Raw genomic sequence first — 5363 nt, 5'->3', positions numbered from 1 at the left:
ATGTTGTGTTCGGCGGTGTCCTACTTTTCCACCCGTGTGGGCAGTATCATCGGCGCTGACAGGCTTAGCTTCCGGGTTCGGGATGGGACCGGGCGTTTCCCTGTCGCTATTTCCGCCGTAACTCTATTTATTTTTTTCCCTGTGTGGTGAACCTGCACCCGTGTTGGGGGGTTCACCGGTCACCAAGTTTATGTTTGGTGGTGGGGTGTGGGTTTGAGTATTTTGTGGTGTGGTTGCGGGCAACACGTCAATTGTTTCTTTGTGTTGGTAAGTTTTCGGCCGGTTAGTGCCAGTTCCCTGCACACCTTGCGGTGCTTCCAGGTCTGGTCTATCGATCCCGTAGTCTGCGGGGGGCCTTATCCCTCTAAAAGGGTGAGAATCCTGGTCTTGGAGTAGGTTTCCCGCTTAGATGCTTTCAGCGGTTATCCTGTCCGAACGTAGCTATCCAGCCGTGCTCCTGGTGGAACAACTGGTATACCAGAGGTTCGTCCGTCCCGGTCCTCTCGTACTAGGGACAGGTTTCCTCAAGATTCTGACGCGCGCGGCGGATAGAGACCGAACTGTCTCACGACGTTCTAAACCCAGCTCGCGTGCCGCTTTAATGGGCGAACAGCCCAACCCTTGGGACCTGCTCCAGCCCCAGGATGCGACGAGCCGACATCGAGGTGCCAAACCATCCCGTCGATATGGACTCTTGGGGAAGATCAGCCTGTTATCCCCGGGGTACCTTTTATCCGTTGAGCGACACCCCTTCCACTCGGGGGTGCCGGATCACTAGTCCCGACTTTCGTCCCTGTTTGACGTGTCAGTCTTACAGTCAAGCTCCCTTGTGCACTTACACTCAACACCTGATTGCCGTCCAGGTTGAGGGAACCTTTGGGCGCCTCCGTTACATTTTAGGAGGCAACCGCCCCAGTTAAACTACCCACCAGGCACTGTCCCTGAACCAGCTTCATGGTTCGAAGTTAGAGGTCCAATACGATCAGAGTGGTATTTCAACAACGACTCCACCCACACTGGCGTGCGGGTTTCACAGTCTCCCACCTATCCTACACAAACCGCATCGAACATCAATACCAAGCTATAGTGAAGGTCCCGGGGTCTTTTCGTCCTGCCGCGCGTAACGAGCATCTTTACTCGTAATGCAATTTCGCCGAGTCTATGGTTGAGACAGTTGAGAAGTCGTTACGCCATTCGTGCAGGTCGGAACTTACCCGACAAGGAATTTCGCTACCTTAGGATGGTTATAGTTACCACCGCCGTTTACTGGGGCTTAAATTCTCAGCTTCACCCCGAAGGGTTAACCGGTCCTCTTAACCTTCCAGCACCGGGCAGGCGTCAGTCCGTATACATCGTCTTGCGACTTCGCACGGACCTGTGTTTTTAGTAAACAGTCGCTTCTCACTGGTTTCTGCGACCCCCTCCCGCTGCCGGCCGCGAAGGCCATGACGGTATGAGGGTCCCCCTTCTCCCGAAGTTACGGGGGTATTTTGCCGAGTTCCTTAACCATAGTTAACTCGTACGCCTTGGTATTCTCTACCTGACCACCTGTGTTGGTTTGGGGTACGGGCCGTGTGTGTGCTCGCTAGAGGCTTTTCTCGGCAGCATAGGATCACCGAATTCGCCGCAATCGGCTATGCATCACCTCTCGGACTTATATGCCAGACGGATTTGCCTATCTGACGTCCTACGGGCTTGCCCCAGTATTACCACTGACTGGTACGGCTACCTTCCTGCGTCACCCCATCGCTTGACTACTACCAGCGAAGGTCCCACGCAGCCAGCGATCGTCACTCCCCGAAAGGAATGATCGACCACCTTTTGGGTGGTTAGTACCACTGATTCATCATGGGCGCCCACACACGGGTACGGGAATATCAACCCGTTGTCCATCGACTACGCCTGTCGGCCTCGCCTTAGGTCCCGACTCACCCTGGGAGGACTGGCCTGGCCCAGGAACCCTTGGTCTTTCGGCGGGCAAGGTTCTCACTTGCCTCATCGCTACTCATGCCTGCATTCTCACTCCCACACCCTCCACCACTAGATCACTCTGTGGCTTCACCGGATGCAGGACGCTCCCCTACCCAATACTTACGTATTGCCGCGGCTTCGGCGGTGTGCTTGAGCCCCGCTACATTATCGGCGCACAATCACTTGACCAGTGAGCTATTACGCACTCTTTCAAGGGTGGCTGCTTCTAAGCCAACCTCCTGGTTGTCTAAGCGACTGCACATCCTTTTCCACTTAGCACACGCTTTGGGGCCTTAGCCGGCGATCTGGGCTGTTTCCCTCTCGACGCACGGAGCTTATCCCCCGCCGTCTCACTGCCACGCTTACACTCACCGGCATTCGGAGTTTGGCTGACGTCAGTAACCTAGTAGGGCCCATCGGCCATCCAGTAGCTCTACCTCCGGTGAGAAACACGCAACGCTGCACCTAAATGCATTTCGGGGAGAACCAGCTATCACGGAGTTTGATTGGCCTTTCACCCCTACCCACAACTCATCCCCTCAGTCTTCAACCTAAGTGGGTTCGGGCCTCCACGCGGTCTTACCCGCGCTTCACCCTGGCCATGGGTAGATCACTCCGCTTCGGGTCCACAACACGCCACTACACCAACCCCAACGGATTGGATACGCCCTATTCAGACTCGCTTTCGCTGCGGCTACCCCACACGGGTTAACCTCGCGACGTGCCGGTGACTCGCAGGCTCATTCTTCAAAAGGCACGCCATCACCCCACCACAAGGGAGGGCTCTGACGGATTGTAGGCACATGGTTTCAGGTACTATTTCACTCCCCTCCCGGGGTACTTTTCACCATTCCCTCACGGTACTAATCCGCTATCGGTCATCGAGTAGTATTCAGGCTTACCGGGTGGTCCCGGCAGATTCACAGCAGATTCCACGGGCCCGCTGCTACTCGGGAAACATCACAAGACAGGTGTCGGGTTTTCACGTACCGGGCTCTCACCGTCTACGGCAGGCCATCCCAAGCCACTTCCGCTAACCACAACACTTTCTCACTGTCCTCCAGCCAGGTAGAACCGGACATGACACTCCCACAACCCCGCACACACAACCCCTACCCGGTATCACATGCATACGGTTTAGCCATCCTCCGCTTTCGCTCGCCACTACTCACGGAATCACATTTTGTTTTCTCTTCCTACGGGTACTGAGATGTTTCACTTCCCCGCGTTACCTCCCCACCGGCTATACATTCACCGGTTGGTGACACGACATCACTCGTGCCGGGTTTCCCCATTCGGACATCCTCGGATCCACGCTCGGTTGGCAGCTCCCCGAGGCATATCGCAGCCTCCTACGTCCTTCATCGGCTCTCGATGCCAAGGCATCCACCATGCGCCCTTAAACACTTACAAACACAAAAACCAAGAAACAAAAATTGCAAAAACAAACAAGACCTTTCAGCCTTGCTTGCTAGATGCTCGCAACCACTATCCACAAAACAAACACCACACCCCACCACCAAGATGGAGCGACAACACACCCACCCCCACAGGGGCGACAACTGGCCTGTTGCCTCAGGACCCAACAGTGTGCCCAACCCGAAAGCCGGCCACCAGAAGTCACGAAAACTCCTGGCGGTTGATGATTTCGAAAGTTTGTTGTTGCTCGTAAATTTTCTGCACCACCGGACAACCCACTACAGGCGCCGGCGAAATGTATCCCAACCACGTGAACCCTCACCTGTGTGAGGCGCGGGGGAAAATGGTGCTCCTTAGAAAGGAGGTGATCCAGCCGCACCTTCCGGTACGGCTACCTTGTTACGACTTCGTCCCAATCGCCGATCCCACCTTCGACGGCTCCCTCCACAAGGGTTAGGCCACCGGCTTCGGGTGTTACCGACTTTCATGACGTGACGGGCGGTGTGTACAAGGCCCGGGAACGTATTCACCGCAGCGTTGCTGATCTGCGATTACTAGCGACTCCGACTTCATGGGGTCGAGTTGCAGACCCCAATCCGAACTGAGACCGGCTTTAAAGGATTCGCTAACCCTCACGGGATCGCAGCCCTTTGTACCGGCCATTGTAGCATGTGTGAAGCCCTGGACATAAGGGGCATGATGACTTGACGTCATCCCCACCTTCCTCCGAGTTGACCCCGGCAGTCTCTCACGAGTCCCCACCATAACGTGCTGGCAACATGAGACAAGGGTTGCGCTCGTTGCGGGACTTAACCCAACATCTCACGACACGAGCTGACGACAGCCATGCACCACCTGCACACAGGCCACAAGGGAACCGATATCTCTACCGGCGTCCTGTGCATGTCAAACCCAGGTAAGGTTCTTCGCGTTGCATCGAATTAATCCACATGCTCCGCCGCTTGTGCGGGCCCCCGTCAATTCCTTTGAGTTTTAGCCTTGCGGCCGTACTCCCCAGGCGGGGTACTTAATGCGTTAGCTACGGCACGGATCCCTAAAGGAAGGAAACCCACACCTAGTACCCACCGTTTACGGCGTGGACTACCAGGGTATCTAATCCTGTTCGCTCCCCACGCTTTCGCTCCTCAGCGTCAGTTACTGCCCAGAGACCCGCCTTCGCCACCGGTGTTCCTCCTGATATCTGCGCATTCCACCGCTACACCAGGAATTCCAGTCTCCCCTACAGTACTCCAGTCTGCCCGTATCGCCCGCACGCCCACAGTTAAGCTGTGAGTTTTCACGGACAACGTGACAAACCACCTACGAGCTCTTTACGCCCAGTAATTCCGGACAACGCTCGCACCCTACGTATTACCGCGGCTGCTGGCACGTAGTTGGCCGGTGCTTCTTCTGTACCTACCGTCACCCCAAAGAAAACCTTGGAGCTTCGCCGATACTGAAAGAGGTTTACAACCCGAAGGCCGTCATCCCCCACGCGGCGTCGCTGCATCAGGCTTGCGCCCATTGTGCAATATTCCCCACTGCTGCCTCCCGTAGGAGTCTGGGCCGTATCTCAGTCCCAGTGTGGCCGGACACCCTCTCAGGCCGGCTACCCGTCGTCGCCTTGGTAGGCCATTACCCCACCAACAAGCTGATAGGCCGCGGGCCCATCCCACACCGCAAAAGCTTTCCACCACACACCATGCAGCATGCGGTCCTATTCGGTATTAGACCCAGTTTCCCAGGCTTATCCCAAAGTGCAGGGCAGATCACCCACGTGTTACTCACCCGTTCGCCACTCGAGTACCCCCGAAGGGGCCTTTCCGTTCGACTTGCATGTGTTAAGCACGCCGCCAGCGTTCGTCCTGAGCCAGGATCAAACTCTCCAAACAAAAACCATTTGGAAACAATCCCAAAACATCAGTCAAAAACTGACATCAAAAAAACGCCACACCCCCAACACGGGGCGCCGA

The 5363-nt window shown here is 55.9% G+C and carries 3 rRNA genes; all 3 read right to left on the bottom strand.

The annotated features are described in order from the left end of the window. Positions 1-7: 7 nt before the first annotated feature. The 3 genes from rrf to AWC18_RS19890 all read right to left on the bottom strand — a co-directional run bounded on the left by rrf (position 8) and on the right by AWC18_RS19890 (position 5282). Positions 8-120, bottom strand: a 5S ribosomal RNA gene (gene rrf, locus AWC18_RS19900). A 143-nt stretch (positions 121-263) separates the two neighbouring features. Next, positions 264-3384 (bottom strand): 23S ribosomal RNA (locus AWC18_RS19895). 363 nt (positions 3385-3747) lie between these two features. Further along, positions 3748-5282 (bottom strand): 16S ribosomal RNA (locus tag AWC18_RS19890). The 16S, 23S and 5S rRNA genes sit together here, the layout of an rRNA operon. Positions 5283-5363: the final 81 nt, after the last annotated feature.

Source organism: Mycolicibacter nonchromogenicus (assembly GCF_002101775.1).
In the GTDB taxonomy this organism is placed as follows: Bacteria; Actinomycetota; Actinomycetes; order Mycobacteriales; family Mycobacteriaceae; genus Mycobacterium; species Mycobacterium nonchromogenicum.
Note: the sequence above shows the minus strand (reverse complement) of the source record. Positions and strands in the feature narration are given on the sequence as shown.